This window comes from Oceanococcus sp. HetDA_MAG_MS8 (assembly GCA_019192445.1).
In the GTDB taxonomy this organism is placed as follows: Bacteria; Pseudomonadota; Gammaproteobacteria; order Nevskiales; family Oceanococcaceae; genus MS8.
The window spans coordinates 23,907-39,797 of sequence record JAHCMK010000005.1 but is presented as its reverse complement, the minus strand read 5'-3'; the positions used below and the strand labels follow the sequence as shown (position 1 = coordinate 39,797).

Here is a 15,891-nt window from a genome sequence, read left to right as displayed (position 1 = left end):
TGCTAATCTTCGCCGCCAGTATTTGTTATTGCACCGCGGCCATGCCGGCAAAAATCGATCATATTGATGTGGCCCATGAGGGCAAGCGCTACCGCGTCACCATGCGCGCCCGCATGGATGTGGACGCCGGCCGCGCTTATGCCGTGTTTACCGACTTCCCCCGTCTGGTAGACATCAACCCCGCCATCATTAAGGCTGAACCCATCGATGGCGCTGCCCCTGGCCTGCAGCGGGTACACACCCAGGTCCGCGTCTGCGTCATGAGCGTTTGCCGCGTTTTTGATCAAGTTCAAGACATGCAACTCAAGCCGCCGGAGCAGCTCAGTGCGCAAGTGATTCCAGAGCTGTCCAATTTGCGCTTCGGCCAGGCGCAGTGGCGCATATGGGACCAGGAGGGCGAGGCGCACCTGCACTTCTTTGCCGAAATAGAGCCCGACTTTTGGATTCCGCCCATCGTTGGACCATGGCTCATCAAGCGCAAGTTGCAGTCCGAAGCCGAAGAAACCGCCAACGGTATCGAGCAGCTCGCCTTAGCATTGGCCCCGCCACAGCAACCAAAGGTGATCGAAACCACCCTGGCAGGAGCGTTGTAAGCCCTTGGCGCCACCCTCCCTAGCCCAGCGCGTACTGGGCTGGCAAGCCACACACGGGCGTCATGACCTACCCTGGCAGCATCCCCGCACTCCCTACCGTGTGTGGTTGTCCGAGGTGATGCTGCAACAAACCACGGTCAGTGCAGTTATCCCCTACTTCAAGCGCTTTGTCGCGCGTTTTCCCGATGTAGGCCCACTCGCAGCCGCCCCCTTGGATGAAGTTCTCAGCCTTTGGCAGGGCTTGGGTTATTACGCCCGTGCGCGCAACCTCCATGCCTGTGCACAGCGCATTCAAGAAGACTACGGCGGCGAGTTCCCAGCCAATAGAGAAGCGCTAGAGGCGCTACCTGGCATAGGCCGTAGCACTGCTGCAGCCATCTGTGCCCAGGCATTTGGCTTACCCGAAGCCATTCTGGATGCCAATGTGAAGCGCGTCTTCAGCCGGCATAGCGCCGAGCAGGAGTGGCCAGGGAAAACCGCCGCCCAAAAACGCCTGTGGTCTTACGCTGAGTCACATCTCCCTAGTGTCCGCCTGCCGGACTACACCCAGGGATTGATGGATTTAGGCGCCACCATCTGCATCCCCAAACAGCCCCGATGCGGCGAATGCCCCATCGCGGATGACTGCCAGGCTCTTCGACAAGGGCTGGTGGAATCTCTGCCGATCAAAGCACCGCGCAAAAACCGTAGCCGCCGTCAGCGTTATTGCCTCATGTGGCTGAGCCGCCGCCCAAAGGACCAAGCAATTTGGTTGGAGCGTCGTCCACCCTCGGGCTTGTGGGGTGGTTTATGGTGCCCGCCACATTCAGAGCTGTTGGAGGCTCAGCCTCCTACACAAGACCATGCACTGAAAATCAAGCATGTCTTCACCCACTTTGACCTGCACATCTATGTAATGCTGGACGAACCGCCTCAGCCCACAGCCAACGGCGTGGCCGAAGAGTTGGAAGCACGCTGGGTCACACCCCAGAATATGGGGCAATACGGACTACCCACAGCGGTTCATCGCATCCTGGAGAAATTGAGTAATGACTGAGAACAGCCCCCGCATGGTGCACTGCGCTAAATTTGACGAAGAGCTACCCGGCCTGCTCAAACCACCCATGCCTGGCGAGTTTGGCCAAAAACTCTACGAGCAAGTGTCCCAGCGCGCGTGGCAAGAATGGCTCGCCCACCAAACCCGCCTTATCAATGAATATCGCCTAGTGTTAGCCAAGCCCGAGGCGCGGAAATTTTTGCGCGAAGAAATGGATAAGTTCTTCTTCACCAAAGGCAAACTCACACAAACAGGCTACGTTCCTCCGCAAAGCTAGGTGCGACACATGCAACGCCGAAGGAAATCAGCGCGAAGGACTTGACGCCAGTGCCCAGCTCGCGTTTAATACGCGGCTTGCTGCGCAAGGCAGCCACGCCGCACTGAACAAGGTTCTTTAACGGCGACAAAAAATGGCCAGGTAGCTCAGTTGGTAGAGCAGGGGATTGAAAATCCCCGTGTCGGCGGTTCGATTCCGTCCCTGGCCACCATCTAATTCTACTATCCAAGCATTGCCGTGACTCGCCCAGGCAACAAAAAATCGAGAGCCCAGTGCATCGATACTACTTGGGAGAATGGTTGAAGGGCGGAGCATATTGCTGAGGATCAGCAATCATGTACCAGCAGCCCTCAACTGCATAACAGGCGATGTTGGGGCGTCAAGCCGCCTGGTAGAACTAGGCGGCACCCGGTATACCTCTCAGGCTTTTTTAAGCTTGTAGGTGCCTTAGGTTCAAGAATGGGCTTGGCAGAGCACGGCTTCATCAATCGCTACGCTATCCTGGAATGAAACTCAATGACGCGAAATCCCGAGCGAAGTTTCCGGAATCGGAAAGCCGCCCCCCCCAAAAAACGATGAGACCTTCGGCAGCTTGGTTTCATTGCCATGTAGCCCTACTAGACGATGGGCTCTGTTGAGGTGCTCCACTTTGTCTGCAACAAGTGAAAAGTCACTGCTAGTGCCTGTCCCGCTACAGCCAAACAAAGTTTCTAAAGGGCCGCACAAAAAATCTCAATAAAATGTCGCGTACAGTGTCGATTAGCGCTCCGCTCAGGCATCAACAAGATGTCGGGAAAGAATATCCGGCAGATATTTCACATATTGGAGTCTTAAAAGATGCAGTACATGTTGATGTTTTTCGAACCCTCCAGCGACTTCGCCAAGCGTAATGACCCGGCGGCCGCGCAAGCCTACTGGGGGGCGTGGACACACTACGTTCAAGCGATACGGTCCGCTGGAGTTGTGGTGAATGGCGATGGTTTGCAGCCACCGGAAACTGCTGTACGAGTACAAGTTCGAGAGGGGAAACGGCAGGTACAGGATGGTCCATTCGCCGACAGCAAAGAATTTCTTGGAGGATACTTCGTGATAGAAGTTGATGACCTTGAAACGGCCTTGGAGTGGGCCGCGAAAGCCCCGAATGCTGAAAATGGGTCCACCGAAGTCCGACCGGTACTACCGCCGCCTCTTAGCTAAGCCCGTACATTGAATAACGCGGTGAAAGAAGCCTCCCGAGTGGCAGCTTATGCTGCTCGGGAAGCCTACGGCCGTCTCCTAGGACGCCTGGTACGCCAATGGGGAGATATTGTATCGGCTGAAGATGCGCTGGCCGACGCCTTGGTTCAAGCTCTGGAGAATTGGCCAGTTGCCGGCGTTCCTGATGCCCCTGAGGCTTGGCTATTAACGGCATCTAGGCGCAATCTGCTGCAGAAGGCTCGTCATGACAGGGTCCGCGCCGCGGCGTTCGCGGCATTAGAGGTGACACCGCCGCCGGCAAATAGACTCTCCCCAGACTTGGGAATAGACGATGACCGTTTGCGCCTATTGTTCGCCTGTGCCCACCCCATCGTACCCATATCGATACGAACTGCCTTGATGCTTCAAGTAGTGTTGGGCTTCGACGCTCGCGACATAGCAAAGGCGATGCTAGTGTCTCCGTCGGCACTCGCACAACGATTAGTGCGCGCCAAACGACAGCTTGCGGCACAGGCGTCAGATTTCGTTGAGCCAGAACGAGCAGAAATGCCCTCGCGTCTACCCGCGGTGCTGGAAGCCGTCTATGCTCTCCTCGTACTCGGTGCACAACCTGACTCCGCTAGATCTGCTGATTTGGATCACACTTGGGCAGCCGACACTCTGGCTGATGTGCTTGCCGCGGCTTTACCTGCAGAACCTGAGGCACTTGCTCTAGCAGCTCTCGCACGCTACTGCCGCGCACGAAACAGCCGCGACAGCTTGGTCGACACTCCGTACGTTCCACTCGATGAGCAAGACGCTCAAGGCTGGGACCAACCGATGATCAACGAGGCAGAGCGGTTGTTGTCTGCTGCAGCCAGGTTGCGTCAACCAGGACCTATGCAACTAGAGGCAGCCATCCAATCCGCGCACTGCCAACGTCGAATGACGGGAGAAACGCCCTGGAAGGCTATCGCTTCACTGTATTCCCAGCTCAACGCGCATTGGCCAACCATTGGCTCCCGCGTTGCTGGAGCCGTTGCAATAGCGAAGGCAGGACAGTTGGAAGACGCCCTTTCGGAACTAGACGGTCTCCCGAGCCGCCAAACAATGAGCTACCAGCCATGGTGGGCGGCTCGTGCTCACATTCTGGCTCAATTAGGCCGAGCTAGTGATGCCAACAGGGCTTACCTACAGGCCATTAATTGCACACAAGCATCCTCAGTGCGGCGGTACTTGGAGCAACAGTTGCGCCTGCACCAGCTTGAGCAGGAGGATTATCAACCCCCTGCCAGCGAGCTGAGTAAGTGGAACTGAGGCAGGTTCACCAACCAGGGGCTGGCGCTTCAAACCCCACCAAAACAACGGCTTTGCGCCTGCTATGCAAGCAAACTAGCCTGCGCCAAAATTGACCTAGGCAGCTTTGGCGGACACCTGTTCCTGCCCGCCGAGTAGAACATCGGCGTGGTAGAAGCTGGCTTTGATGGCGCCATCAGCGGAAACGGCGTCCACCAGAGTTTCGGCAATCGGGTTCTTTCCGGTGACCTCGTAGGACACGCCATCACGCTGGTAAATCCAACCCGTCAGATCTTGTTTGCTCATGCATTGCTCCGAGGTATGTGGGGGGCGACGACATATTGCAGCTAGCAGTATACGTACCATGCCCGGCTAGCAGATGACCAGCGCTGCGGCGACATCTACCCCGTAGTCGCCACGCAACACGCTTGCTTCAGCAAACAGCTGTGTAGCCATTGTTATTGAATTGTCATCTGCGCAGGTAAAATGGGGCTTGTCACAGTACCGTAGTCGTAACGCCATATTCGGCGCGAGCGGCGCATAAGGAATAAGTTTGAAGGTCACAGTTTTCGGGACAGGCTATGTGGGACTGGTCAGCGGCACCTGCTTAGCCGAGATGGGCCATGACGTCATTTGCGTGGATGTCGATGAAGCCAAAGTCGATGGTTTGAATCGGGGTGAAATCCCCATCCATGAGCCCGGACTAGAGCCAATGGTATTGCGCAACCGCGAGCGCAAGTCCTTACGCTTCACCACTGATGCGGCGGCAGCCGTGGAGTTTGGCAAAGTCATTTTCATTGCAGTGGGCACGCCTCCTGACGAAGATGGCTCGGCGGATCTGCAATATGTGCTGGCCGTGGCGCGCACCATTGGTGAGCACATGAGCGAGCACAAATTCGTGGTGGACAAATCCACGGTACCTGTGGGCACCGCAGATAAAGTGCGTGCGGCCTTAAGCGAAGCTCTTGCGCAGCGTGGCGCCGACCTGCCTTTCGATGTGATCTCCAACCCGGAGTTTCTCAAAGAAGGGGCCGCCATCGAGGACTTCATGAAGCCCGACCGCATCGTAGTGGGTACCGAGTCTGAAGAGGCCACCGCGGCCATGCATCAGCTGTATGCAGCCTTCGCACGTCAGCACGAGAAACTCATTGTGATGGACGTGCGCTCCGCTGAGCTGACCAAATATGCAGCGAATGCGTTGCTGGCCACCAAGATTAGTTTCATGAACGAAATGGCCAATCTCGCCGAGCGCCTGGGAGCAGATGTGGACGCTGTGCGCCGGGGTATAGGCTCCGACCCGCGCATCGGTTACAAGTTTATATTCCCCGGTTGTGGCTACGGCGGCTCCTGCTTCCCCAAAGACGTACAAGCTTTGGAGCGTACAGCTGACTCCGTTGACTACCCAGCGCGCATCTTGGCGGCCGTAGAAGCCACCAACGCTGAGCAAAAACACACGCTATTTAGAAAGCTGAGCGCCCATTTCAAGGGCGACCTTGCAAACAAAACCATCGCCGTTTGGGGCTTGGCCTTTAAGCCCAACACCGACGACATGCGCGAAGCACCCAGCCGCACTTTGATGGAGTCGGTTTGGGAAGCAGGCGGCCGCGTACAGGCCTATGACCCGGCTTCGATGAATGAAACCCGGCGCATTTATGGCACTCGCCAAGATCTGGTGCTTGCCGCCTCAGCTGGAGATGCACTCGCCGGAGCCGACGCTTTAGTGATTTGCACCGAGTGGTCAGAGTTCCGCACGCCGAATTACCCATTGATGGCCAAAGCTCTGAAGACGGGAGTCATCGTCGACGGCAGAAATCTGTGGAACCCCAAAGAAGTGGCGGCCCAAGGTTTCGATTACTACTGCATCGGCAGACCCCATTTCCCTGCGGCCAAAGCGCAGAGCGCTTAGGGGAGCGATCCACACCTCGCTAAAGCGGGCCGATCAAGCCGGGAGCCGGAGGGAAAATGGCCGCTCATGCTGAGTATGCTTTGCTCTGCTGCTCCTAGCTCGATTTAACGGCTATTTGCAGCCTGCGATTGATACGGTCGAGCTTTCAACCTGGGGGCAAGTCTGTCATGCGCGCAAGGCAGACCTTGATCAAGAAGTGCATGCGCGTGTTACATTGTGTTGCAGTCTTTCAGGATGACAAGATATGAGCACGAGCACAATTCATGTCCGAGTGGACGATGAAACCAAAGCAAAGGCAACCCAGGCACTCGAAGCGATGGGGTTGGATTTGTCTACAGCCGTGCGTGTTTACTTGGCTCGAATCAGTGCCGAGCAGAGGCTGCCTTTCGAGCTGCGAGTGCCAAATTTGGCTACTAAACAAGCCATCCATGAGCTAGAAAGCGGGCAAGGTCACAGAGCTAAAAGCGTAGATAGCCTGTTTGATGAACTCAGTGCGGACGATTGAATATTCCTCCCAGTTCAAACGGGATTATCGCAAGGCAAAACGGAACCCCAAGTTCCGCAAGCTTGAAGGTTGGCTCAAGCCGGTGATTGCTGACTTAGCAGCGGATGTGTCTCTAAGCGACCCTCCATATCGAGACCACAAACTTTCAGGCGTGTGGGTGGGCTATCAAGAGTTGCACATCAGGCCCGATCTATTACTGATCTACTCTAAGCCTGACGATGAAACGATCCGGCTTGTCAGGATTGGCTCCCACTCCGAATTATTTGGTTGAATGCTTTAGGCATCAGGTTGAAGCCTGTTGCCTGCAAGTTAGGGTTGGATTCCTGAGCATTCAGCGCTGTGCTGCAAATTGCCGTTTTAACTGCCACCTACGGCGGCATACGGTATGGTTGCCGGCTTTCCTTAATCCACTCCCCTTCCCCCCAGGGTGTTGTTGTGACTCGCATACTCGTATTTCTCGCTGCTTTTTCTTCATTCGCGGCGCAGGCTGCTATTGAGCAAACCAAAGGCGACTTTGTCGATAAGTTCCGCCAGCTCGATGAATCTCTGCCTACCGCCAATGCCTACCGCACAGCCGGCGGTGAGCCTGGCCATGCTTATTGGCAACAAGAAGTCGATTACGACATTGATGTCCGCCTAGACGAAAACGCTCGTCGTCTGAGCGCCAGCCAAACTGTGAGCTACACCAACAACAGCCCCGACACCCTGCGCTTTTTGTGGCTGCAGCTCGATCAAAACCGTTTTCGCAGAGATTCCCTAGCCGAACGCTCGTCGGCCTTTGCAGATGCCAGCCGGCGTGGCCCCAAGGTCACTGACGAGGGTGGCGTAGCACAGCTGAGTTTGGATGAGCTGCGGCGCCAGCATGCGCTTGCCGATAACGACTTCGGCTTTGAGATCAGCAAACTCGTCGACAGCAGCGGCCAAGATCTGAACTACACCATCGTCGGCACCTTAATGCGTGTCGATCTCTCCAAGCCTTTGGGTCCCGGTCGAACCACCCGCTTCAAGCTGGATTACGCCTTCAATATTGTGGAGGAGAACGCGGTGTGGGCCCGGGCCGGCTACGAGCATTTCCCGGATGACGAGCGCGAGGGCGGAAATGACATCTTCTTGCTAGCCCAATGGTTTCCACGCTTGGCGGCGTACACCGACTACGAAGGCTGGACCAATAAGGAGTTTTTAGGCCGCGGCGAATTCACCCTAGAGTTTGGTGACTACAGCGTAGACATCACCGTACCGGCAGACCACATCGTATCGGCGACGGGCGAGCTGCAGAACTCCTACGAGGTACTCAGTAGCGAGCAAGTGCAGCGGCTAAAACAAGCACGCACGGCGGATGAGCCCGTATTTATCGTCACGCCTGAGGAAGCTCTGGCCAATGAAGCGCAGGGCACCAAGGCCAGTAAAACCTGGCGCTTTGCCGCTCAAAACGTGCGCGACTTCGCCTGGGCCTCTTCCCGCAAATTCATCTGGGATGCCCAGGGCTACCAACAAGGCGGTGCAGTACAGCCTTTGGTCATGGCCATGAGCTTTTACCCCAAAGAAGGCGAGCCGCTGTGGTCAAAGTATTCGACTGCGGCTGTGATTCATACCATGGAGGTGTATTCCCGCTTCTCCTTCGACTACCCCTACCCCACCGCGCAATCGGTGAATGGGCCTGTCGGTGGCATGGAATACCCCATGATTACTTTCAACGGCCCGCGTACCGATTTGCAGGATGACGGCAGCCGCACCTACACCCTGGCCGAGAAGCGCTTCCTGGTGGGGGTGATCATCCACGAAATCGGGCACATCTACTTCCCCATGACGGTGAACTCGGATGAGCGGCAGTGGACCTGGATGGACGAAGGCCTGAACAGTTTCCTGGACGCACTGGCCTGTCGCGAATGGGACCCCGACATTCCCTGGCATGTGGAGCCGCGCGATATCACCGATTACATGCGCTCGGACTTCCAAGTACCCATCATGACCCAATCTGACAGCGTGCTACAGCTGGGCCCGAATGCATACTCCAAGCCCGCGGTTGCGCTGACCATCCTGCGCGAGACTATCCTGGGCCGAGAGCTATTTGACTTCGCGTTTAAAGAGTACTCCCGTCGCTGGCGTTTCAAGCGGCCCACTCCGGCCGATTTCTTCCGCACGCTGGAGGAGGCCTCTGGGGTCGATCTAGATTGGTTCTGGCGCGGCTGGTTCTACACCACCGATCATGTGGACATTTCCCTAGACCGCATTTGGAAACTGCGTCTAAACACCACCAACCCCGATATCGATTTCGCCCGCAGGCGCGAGTTTGAAGCCGATAAACCGGCCTCACTCACGGTGCAGCGGAACCAGGCCGAGGGCCGCCGGACATGGGTAGAACGCAACCCCAATATTCGCGACTTCTACGATGCCAACGACGAGTACACCGTCACCAACGAAGAGCGCAATGATTACCGCGAGTTTCTGGACGACCTAGAGCCCTGGGAACGCGCCACGCTCGACCGCGCTATTGAAGAAGACCTCAACTATTACCTGCTGGAGTTCTCCAACCTCGGCGGCTTAGTCATGCCAATTTTGTTGGAGCTGGAATTTGTGGATGGCAGCACGCGCCGCTACAACATCCCCGCCGAAATCTGGCGGCGCAATGCTAAGCAGGTGAAAAAGCTGCTGGTGCTAGATAAAGAACTCCAAAGCGTGACTGTTGATCCGCAGTGGGAAACAGCCGATGTGAATGTGGACAACAACTACTACCCACGTCGCTTCGTGCCTTCGCGTATTGAAATGTTTAAAACTCCCGACCGCGAGGGCCTGGAGTACCGCGACATCATGCAGGACAGCAAAACGCAGCTTGATGTGTGCACCGATGACGCGGACGCTGCAAATCTGCCTGAGGAATGCGAGCAGCCATGAGCTGCTTCCTGCGCCCAGCCTGGCTTCTAGCGATAGCGCTGCTAATGAGTGGCATCGCCAGCGCCCATCAGGCCAAAGAAGCGATCACTCGGGTGCTGTTCAACCCACGTACGGAAAACATTGAAGTCATGCACCGCTTCTTGGTGCATGATGCTGAGCATGCCGTGCGCGAAATCTTCGCGGCAGATGCCGACATCTTGGGCTCTGCCAACACTCGCGATCGCTTCGCCGAATACGTGAGCCAGCGATTCAGCCTGCACGACCAACAAGGCCAACCGATTCCACTCCAAGCCGTGGGCCACGAGATCGATGGACGCTACCTCTGGGTGTACGCCGAGGCTCCCATCCCCAGCAAGCTAGAGTCACTATCGGTTCGCCACCAAGCCCTGCGAGACATCTGGCCCGCACAGGTCAACTTGCTCAATGTGGACTACGGCGGGGAGTCGCAATCGGCACTCTTCAGTGGCGGCACCACGGAGGTTCAAATCCGCCTACGCTGAAGCTGAAGACATTCATACCTGATTGCCAATCAGCTTCAAAGTTGCCTTGGATGAACTCAAGGAGTCGAACAATCGTTCGCGCTGAGTGTGGATGCGCTTCCCCTGGCCTTGCGAAATGTTGACCCCGCAAGCTCAACAATCGTCATTGGCCGGGATTCGGTAGTCTGGCCAACGGCCTCCACCGCGCAAGCGCTGAGCTGACCCTGACTGGCGCTTCGATTACCGCATCGGCACCGTTGAATCTGGTGATGCCGATCACCGGCAGCGTTACCGTAGTGGGTAATCAAATGTGCTACATCCACAGCAGCCTTATTGGCACGGTCTCTACCCTTTACACCGCAAAGGACTCTAACGCCACAGCCCTCAGCAGCCTGCTCACCATGACAGTAGGACCTTAGGGCTTGGACTTATTTAAGGTATCAACGCTGGACCCGAAGGGCAGCTAAACCAGCACCGTAACGCCCCCTGTGATAAGTGGCGACAGAAACACTACCAAGTCACGCAAATCTTCCCTTAACGAGGTCGCGACGCCGGCATCTCTACGCCAAGTCAAGCGCTCGTCAAAGGTTTTGAGGTTTTGTTGAGCCTCCAACGTCCTGACCTGCACGAATAACGCTGCACCAACCGGAAAGAACAGGATCGCGAAGACAGTTAGGAATAGCATCGAGCCACCTATTCCAAAACTCAGCGCCCATGCGACATGCCATGGCTCGCCCCCCGCCGCCAAGGCCAACCAGTAGTACAAGAATACAATTTGAGTCACGCCCACGCTAAGAAATACTGATGTCGAATAAAAGAGCCCCCTAACCGCAAATATATCCCTACGCAGCACCTCTAACGTTAAGGGCTTGGTGCGATAGGAGCACGCCGTGACAGCCACAAGCAGCATGAGAATCGTAATCATTGCGAGAGCGAGGCTTACGTCCACCAACCAGGATACATGTGCGTACTTCTCAGACGCGACATTACCAACAGCCATCCTTACCTGGTTGGACGTTAGATCTTTTTCTATATGAAAGCTGAACCAAACTGCGATTAAGCTGCACACGCCTAAGAATAGGATTGCAGCCCGAGCATAGGCCCCCGAGAGCCGGCTTTTGGCGATTATCACAGCGTGAGTAAATGTAAAGGTTGAAACTACCCACAGAATTATTGAAGTACCCGCCCAAATCATACGATGTCGATACTCCATAACACAGGGCGTTTGATCAGACTCACACCTACCATAATCTACAAAGCTATAGTCCGCCCAATAAAATGTATGGTTGTGACCAGCACAAAGAATACAAGCATTGGAACGGCCATCATCGGCAGAGCCTTGTTTTGCATAACGTCACCTCGCATTTCTATTTATGACAGCAATGCGACCCAGGCCATATTACTCGCTAGCACCCCAAGCCAAGCGGCCTCGTATGGATGATCAACTATTGATCTACACCTGCAACGCAATCGCTCACGACGACAGCATGTCTCAAAATATGCGCCAAAGCAAAACTCTCAATCTAAAACTTTCTCGTCAGCGTGAGCCCGCCAAGCCGACGCTAGCAGATCAGCTTTTACACCATGGTTTTTTTACGAGGCCCTTTATGAGGGGCAACTATTGGGCTACCCCTACCGCCATATGGTGAAGACTTTTCATGTTGCCGTCTGGCAAAAGCTGCTACAGGCCTGGTCCAGATTACCCCAGCAGGCAATAGACCGGCTCCAAGCCGTCTTACCCTAGTCCATTCTGCAGGGCTTTGAGGAAGGCCAATCTGCCCAGCCACCTCGAGGCCTGGGTATTAGACCCAAAAACTACCCCGAACCCTAACTACCAACCCACGAGGCTAGATAGACGCTGCCCCCGCAAACCGTTCTTCTATAAAAACCGGAACTGCAGACCGCCTAAAACCCCGAAATCTACAGACTCCCCTGCGGCCTCAAACTCACTTCGGCTTTGGCCACCCACGGTGAGAGGAAAGGCATAGCGTCCTATTTGCAGAACCGGCCCAATGTACCAACGCCAAAAGTCTTGCCGTACCACTTCATTACCTTGGGCTTCTACATCAAAGTGCGTGTAGTCAGCGCCTGCCTCTAAGCGCAGGTACATGACGCCCAAGCCACTTTGCCTGCCACTCCATAGCGTGTCTCCTGCTCTGAGGGCCAACCGGTAGCGGTAAGCGGCGGGCGCACTCACCGCGACCTCGCGCATACCCCCACCGCCACCATCACCCTCATCTGGACTCAAAATAGGCGGTAAAAGTGGGGCTAGAAGCCCACCGCCCTCTCCAGAGTCGTCCCCGTCAGAATTATTTGCCAACAAGGGCACCTCTACCGAGGCGTCCAAAGGCCTCAGGCGCATCGCCTCCAAAGACACTGCAATGCGGCGGTTGTGACGAATTGCCGCTTGAGATTCCTGGTCATCATTGGCAGTTTGCCACTTTAAAAAGCCATCAAAGCACTCGGTCGCACCATCCACAGACTCTTCAGCACAGACGCTCTGCATCGTGCGTTCAGAGTTCCGGCCTTTAGCCCCCAACCCACTTAGAGTTTGGGACAAAAAACTCTCTATGCTGGGGCTCAAGCTGATTTCCCAATCAATGCGCAAACCACTCGCGCTGGTCCCCACCAACGAATCGGCTTCTATATGCCGTAAACGCAAACTGAGTTGAGAGGTGTTGGAGATAAGTTGCGCAAACTCATCGAGGCGGGCTTTGCCGGTAGCTTCAATCACCCAACGATAGGGCGCAGCGGATTCCACAGCCGCGTCTTCCAGAATCTCGTTCAACATCCTAAGACAAGGCGTTGGAAGATCTTTAATCTTGGCAAGGAGCAGATCACGCTGTGTAGGCTGCGCAACTCCGGGCAAAGCACAGGGTTGGTTTTCTGCTTCAGCCAGCTTTTTCGCAGCACGTTTTTCAACGCCTCTGAATACAGTCCTGGCGTGTTGCTCCCCGTATCCAATAGCCCCTTGGACGATTTGTGCAAAGAGTCTGCCGTAACGCTCACCATTGCCACCGAATCCGAAGCTCCAATCTCGGCCTAGCGTGGCTAACACCAAATCAACTTCAAGGGCGTCGCTAAGGTCTAGAGACTCCTCCAGACGCTGCAGATCTTCCTGGGCGCCCGCGTCCCTCAGGGCCTGCGCCAGCGGTGGCGCAAGCTCGGGGTCCAGTACTGCCGCCGGTCGTAGCAACAAGCTACGAGCAGGAAGAGAATCCGCCGCCTCATCCCCACTTACTCTTGCTATCAAACCTGCGTTGGGCTGGTTAGGTCCAGCAAATCCGCCACTGTTAAAAAGAGCAAAGCGCCCCGGAACCAAAGCGTTAAGGACGGAGGTGGCAAGAACACCAAGGTTCGCACCTTGGGGTGCTTGTTCTAAACTCTTTCGTATTCCCTCGCGCAGTTTAGGTAGCGCCTCCTCTGCGGCTCGCTGGTAGCTCGGTATCGCCCTCTTAGCCTCATCAAAATGTTCACTGCGACAGCTGCTAATCGTCGCGTCGAAGTTTGTATCTGGCTTCTTAAGTGAGCACTCAAACGCATGTAAGGGTGTTGGCAGCAGAAATATCAGAAAAATCTTGGAACACAATACCTTGGGCATCTGATTCATACCACCGAGGCTTCAAAATACGAAGAATGAAACCAGACTGAACCCCCATCGTGGTGCTGGAAGGGTACGGCCAGCGAGAGCACATCTGAAGGAGGAACAGGCTTAGTTCCCTTGTGACCGGGCAAAATCACCGCCGCGCTTACCAGAGCCTGGGCCGCGCGGGCCTTCGAAGAACTCAGGGTCACATGGAGCTCGTACTCTCCAGACTCCGTCAGCTGGTAGCGAGCGGGCTTGCCCTTGGCCAAATGGCGACCATCCATCGGCGCTATATCTTCTGTCTTGTCGCTAAGCAGCTTGAGTGTCCGCGACACCAGCTCCACGCCTGCCACGTTGGGGGGCTCATCACAACGTAACTCCACCACGGTACCCGCAGGCAGAAAATGCAACCCCACCGGGCCATTCTCATCGGATTTAGCGGCACTAGGACCAAACTCAATCGCATTTGAGCTCACCTCCATCTCGCGGCGCGAGTACATCTGCTGCTTCCACTCTTCCACCGCCAGCACCAAACCTTCGGCCAGTTCTTGCTTACGCTCTACCGCCAGCTTGGCCTCCTCGCGGTTGTCACCAAAAAAAGGCTCCACCAACACTGAAGGAATGTGAAAGAGCTGGTTCACACTGAAGTAACCCCTTTCTCCGGCACTTAAGGGGCGTTTCTTCAGCCCACGGTCGCCGCGACCGCTGCGCTCAAACACTCGACACATGTGCTGCTGAACCAAGGTGGCGAACTCAAACTCGTGCACCCGCTTATGGTCTTGGTCATCGCAGTACAAAGTCTCGGTGCCCGCCACCTGGCCGTTGAAGGCATTGAAGTGCAACTCGATGGCGCAATCGGCCTCCCACTCGGCGACGGCATCGTAAGCTGCGGCAATGCCTCCGCCGTCGCGAAAAAATATCTCCACCTCGTGGGCGCGGCTACGGGCGAATTGTGCAGCCAACTCGGCCAAACCGGTGTTGTAAAGATATTCACTACTCGCAATGGGGTACGCCCCTGGCGCACCTTGTCGTTTTTGGGTATGCCCTACGATCAGGGCAATGCGACTAGCTAGTGGGTTCATGCTGGTTTCTCCTCAGTGGTTTTTGCGTTCTCTTGGGGGCGAATAGCGCTGCGCACACTGCCCAACTTGTTCAGCAGGTCAAACCAAAACGGTGCACCCAGGCTGATGGCAAATGCGGTAATGACTATCCCCACCGCTTTGTTCAGCCATGCCAGGCACCTGCAGGAGGGCGCCTGAATCTCCTCCGGCTGTGATCGCGATGGCTGAAGTAGCGGTTCGTCTTTCCAACCTAGGGGCAGACCCAGGGTCTCCACCAGCGCTAGCTGGGCGTTGATCTCCTCACGCAGGTGTTCCTCGCAGCCTGGGTCGGCCGGCGACTCACAGTTTTGATACCAAGACTGTTTTTGGCTGTCCCGCAGATGGGTCAAGGTACTGCTCACCACCGCTTGGCGCAGGTCTGGGTTATTCGATAGCGTGGTGGCAATGCGCAGGGTATCGGCATTACTCAACAGCGCCAGCAGTAACCCGCAACCGAGCAAAATCAGTTTCACATGGCGGCGATACCAGCCCGAGAAGCGCTCAGTGGATTCTTCAAAAAACTTGGCGAGTGCTTTGCTTTGCTCAATTCGCGCCTGCTCTTCATCACCGTCTTTGGCTAGGGGGAGGTTGGCGCTGGCCGCCGCCCGAATACTGGCAAACAGCTGCTTAGTGGGCTCGCTCTGAGCGATCTCAGACAGGCTCTGAATAGCGGCAGCAAACCGTTCCGGCGGAATGTAGGAGGGTAGTTTACCGTTGATGACCTGCGGCACAGATTTACCACTGCGCAGAGTTCCTGGTTCGGCGCGACCCGGGAACAAGGAGGCAATGTGAACACTGTTATAGAACTCGGCTAGAGCTTTGGCCGTGTCATGCGTGGAGCCGGCGTCGCTGCCGAGGATGAGCATTTCCTCTACGCAGTTCGCGAGCAATTTGCCGCGCCGGCGTAGCCATACCTCGATGAGCTCCACCAGCAAAGACGCGACGGTACTCAATATGAGGTACACCACCGTGAGCCCGATTAACACATCTAGTAACGAGAGCAACATACGTCCCCTCCTCGCTGCACTGTGCTGTGCAGTCCGCC

At 55.9% G+C, this 15,891-nt stretch carries 15 protein-coding genes and 1 tRNA gene; 11 read left to right on the top strand and 5 right to left on the bottom strand.

The window, feature by feature from the left end; genetic code table 11:
- The first annotated feature begins 41 nt into the window (after positions 1 to 41).
- The 6 genes from KI787_10000 (at position 42) to KI787_09975 (ending at position 4,399) form a co-directional block, all read left to right on the top strand.
- Positions 42 to 593 carry an SRPBCC family protein gene (locus KI787_10000; GenBank protein MBV6630283.1) on the top strand — a complete coding sequence of 184 codons (552 nt, stop codon included), beginning with the start codon at positions 42 to 44 and terminating at the stop codon, positions 591 to 593.
- A 4-nt stretch (positions 594 to 597) separates the two neighbouring features.
- Positions 598 to 1,629, top strand: coding sequence for an A/G-specific adenine glycosylase (gene mutY / locus KI787_09995; GenBank protein MBV6630282.1), 1,032 nt, complete (start codon positions 598 to 600; stop codon positions 1,627 to 1,629).
- 13 nt (positions 1,630 to 1,642) lie between these two features.
- Positions 1,643 to 1,906: an oxidative damage protection protein gene (locus KI787_09990; protein ID MBV6630281.1), complete on the top strand. Its 264-nt coding sequence runs from the start codon at positions 1,643 to 1,645 to the stop codon at positions 1,904 to 1,906.
- Positions 1,907 to 2,041: 135 nt separating this feature from the next.
- A tRNA-Phe gene (locus KI787_09985) sits at positions 2,042 to 2,117 on the top strand.
- A 626-nt stretch (positions 2,118 to 2,743) separates the two neighbouring features.
- Positions 2,744 to 3,103 (top strand): hypothetical protein, encoded by a 360-nt coding sequence (locus tag KI787_09980; GenBank protein MBV6630280.1) that lies wholly within the window; start codon positions 2,744 to 2,746, stop codon positions 3,101 to 3,103.
- A gap of 21 nt (positions 3,104 to 3,124) precedes the next feature.
- Entirely contained in the window at positions 3,125 to 4,399 is a 1,275-nt protein-coding gene (locus tag KI787_09975) for a hypothetical protein (GenBank protein MBV6630279.1), read from the top strand.
- 96 nt (positions 4,400 to 4,495) lie between these two features.
- Here the strand turns inward: KI787_09975 and KI787_09970 are convergent, their stop codons facing one another.
- Positions 4,496 to 4,684, bottom strand: a complete 189-nt coding sequence (locus KI787_09970) for a hypothetical protein (GenBank protein MBV6630278.1) — start codon at positions 4,682 to 4,684, stop codon at positions 4,496 to 4,498.
- Positions 4,685 to 4,931: 247 nt separating this feature from the next.
- Here KI787_09970 and KI787_09965 point away from each other — a divergent pair, with 247 nt between their 5' ends.
- From KI787_09965 to KI787_09945, 5 genes are all read left to right on the top strand, one after another.
- Positions 4,932 to 6,284, top strand: a complete 1,353-nt coding sequence (locus KI787_09965; GenBank protein MBV6630277.1) for a UDP-glucose/GDP-mannose dehydrogenase family protein — start codon at positions 4,932 to 4,934, stop codon at positions 6,282 to 6,284.
- Between the two features lie 244 nt (positions 6,285 to 6,528).
- Positions 6,529 to 6,789: a type II toxin-antitoxin system RelB/DinJ family antitoxin gene (locus KI787_09960; GenBank protein MBV6630276.1), complete on the top strand. Its 261-nt coding sequence runs from the start codon at positions 6,529 to 6,531 to the stop codon at positions 6,787 to 6,789.
- Complete coding sequence (locus KI787_09955; protein ID MBV6630275.1) at positions 6,776 to 7,060, top strand: type II toxin-antitoxin system YafQ family toxin; 285 nt, start codon at positions 6,776 to 6,778, stop codon at positions 7,058 to 7,060. The genes KI787_09960 and KI787_09955 overlap by 14 nt, the downstream gene beginning before the upstream one ends.
- A gap of 1,322 nt (positions 7,061 to 8,382) precedes the next feature.
- Entirely contained in the window at positions 8,383 to 9,681 is a 1,299-nt protein-coding gene (locus KI787_09950) for a hypothetical protein (GenBank protein MBV6630274.1), read from the top strand.
- A gap of 44 nt (positions 9,682 to 9,725) precedes the next feature.
- On the top strand, positions 9,726 to 10,181 hold the full coding sequence (locus tag KI787_09945; GenBank protein ID MBV6630273.1) for a hypothetical protein: 456 nt from the start codon (positions 9,726 to 9,728) through the stop codon (positions 10,179 to 10,181).
- Positions 10,182 to 10,623: 442 nt separating this feature from the next.
- Here KI787_09945 and KI787_09940 read toward each other — a convergent pair whose 3' ends face one another.
- From KI787_09940 to KI787_09925, 4 genes are all read right to left on the bottom strand, one after another.
- Complete coding sequence (locus tag KI787_09940) at positions 10,624 to 11,085, bottom strand: hypothetical protein (GenBank protein MBV6630272.1); 462 nt, start codon at positions 11,083 to 11,085, stop codon at positions 10,624 to 10,626.
- Positions 11,086 to 12,039: 954 nt separating this feature from the next.
- Positions 12,040 to 13,761, bottom strand: coding sequence for a hypothetical protein (locus KI787_09935; GenBank protein MBV6630271.1), 1,722 nt, complete (start codon positions 13,759 to 13,761; stop codon positions 12,040 to 12,042).
- Between the two features lie 5 nt (positions 13,762 to 13,766).
- On the bottom strand, positions 13,767 to 14,828 hold the full coding sequence (locus tag KI787_09930; protein ID MBV6630270.1) for an N-acetylmuramoyl-L-alanine amidase: 1,062 nt from the start codon (positions 14,826 to 14,828) through the stop codon (positions 13,767 to 13,769).
- Positions 14,825 to 15,853, bottom strand: coding sequence for a hypothetical protein (locus tag KI787_09925; protein ID MBV6630269.1), 1,029 nt, complete (start codon positions 15,851 to 15,853; stop codon positions 14,825 to 14,827). The genes KI787_09930 and KI787_09925 overlap by 4 nt, the downstream gene beginning before the upstream one ends.
- Between the last annotated feature and the right edge of the window lie 38 nt (positions 15,854 to 15,891).

What these genes read in the sequence shown, in the direction of transcription:
- KI787_10000 (MBV6630283.1), top strand. Translation starts at nt 42, where the DNA reads ATGCCGGCAAAAATCGATCATATTGATGTGGCCCATGAGGGCAAGCGC.
- KI787_09990 (MBV6630281.1), top strand. Translation starts at nt 1,643, where the DNA reads ATGGTGCACTGCGCTAAATTTGACGAAGAGCTACCCGGCCTGCTCAAA.
- KI787_09980 (MBV6630280.1), top strand. Translation starts at nt 2,744, where the DNA reads ATGCAGTACATGTTGATGTTTTTCGAACCCTCCAGCGACTTCGCCAAG.
- KI787_09970 (MBV6630278.1), bottom strand. Translation starts at nt 4,684, where the DNA reads ATGAGCAAACAAGATCTGACGGGTTGGATTTACCAGCGTGATGGCGTG.
- KI787_09960 (MBV6630276.1), top strand. Translation starts at nt 6,529, where the DNA reads ATGAGCACGAGCACAATTCATGTCCGAGTGGACGATGAAACCAAAGCA.
- KI787_09950 (MBV6630274.1), top strand. Translation starts at nt 8,383, where the DNA reads ATGGAGGTGTATTCCCGCTTCTCCTTCGACTACCCCTACCCCACCGCG.
- KI787_09945 (MBV6630273.1), top strand. Translation starts at nt 9,726, where the DNA reads ATGAGTGGCATCGCCAGCGCCCATCAGGCCAAAGAAGCGATCACTCGG.
- KI787_09940 (MBV6630272.1), bottom strand. Translation starts at nt 11,085, where the DNA reads ATGATTACGATTCTCATGCTGCTTGTGGCTGTCACGGCGTGCTCCTAT.
- KI787_09935 (MBV6630271.1), bottom strand. Translation starts at nt 13,761, where the DNA reads ATGCCCAAGGTATTGTGTTCCAAGATTTTTCTGATATTTCTGCTGCCA.
- KI787_09930 (MBV6630270.1), bottom strand. Translation starts at nt 14,828, where the DNA reads ATGAACCCACTAGCTAGTCGCATTGCCCTGATCGTAGGGCATACCCAA.
- KI787_09925 (MBV6630269.1), bottom strand. Translation starts at nt 15,853, where the DNA reads ATGTTGCTCTCGTTACTAGATGTGTTAATCGGGCTCACGGTGGTGTAC.